The sequence below is a fragment of the Oleiphilus sp. HI0086 genome, assembly GCF_001635225.1.
Genome location: NZ_LWFZ01001034.1, coordinates 1 through 810 on the forward strand (window position 1 = coordinate 1; position 810 = coordinate 810).

At 45.3% G+C, this 810-nt stretch carries 1 pseudogene; it reads left to right on the plus strand.

Annotated elements, in window-relative coordinates:
• Positions 1–810: pseudogene (locus A3756_RS27960) on the plus strand (hypothetical protein); the annotation flags it as partial.

Genomic DNA, 810 nt, shown 5'->3' on the forward strand with positions numbered 1-810 from the left:
TAATTGAAACGGAGTTGGCCAACTATCAAACTGAATTGGAAACCTATCTAAATAACAATGCGCCAAACGCAACATTGGGCGATGTGTTGGGCTTGCAAACCATCATTCCTAGCGAGTTTTTAGCACTTGAAGAAGTTGCTCTGGGCTATGAGATTGAATTCAGCGCAACCATTGATCACCTTCCTGAAACCTTATTTCATAAGTTCCATTATCAAGTGGGTTCTGCCATCAGTTACGATTATGGCCAAAGCTTCAGCTGGGGGAGTGAATACTTTGAATTATCAGACTTCACGACTAATCTTGTAGGTAAAGATATCGCCTTCAGCTTCCGTCCCGCTACGGCAGACGATGAAGCGGCGATCGAAAGCTATTTACCCGAGACGATTGAAACTGTTGATGATCTGCCAAGCAGTTTACCCGCAGGTGCAATTCAAATGATTGGTGAGTTAACGGTTGACGGTGAGGTGGTACACAGTACGCCAGCAATTGCCTTAGGTGAGTCCTTAAAGACACGTTTAGGTTTTGCACCGGCACAACAGAGCTTCAAGTTTACTGAAAACAATGTTGTGGCTGGCCAATACCAAGCGATTGGAATTGATATGCAAGGGATCAGCCCAACACAACTCGAGGACTTACAAACAAAGTTGGAAAATACCCAAGCACAGCTTGAAGCAGACAATTCAGCGAGTTTGACGAAACATGACGTGGTAGGAAATATCATCCAGGCAGGAGTCCAAGGCTATTTGGCAATGACCTACGCCACTGACCGAATTGCTGCACAAGCCGCAGGTGTTGCTTATTACCGACAAC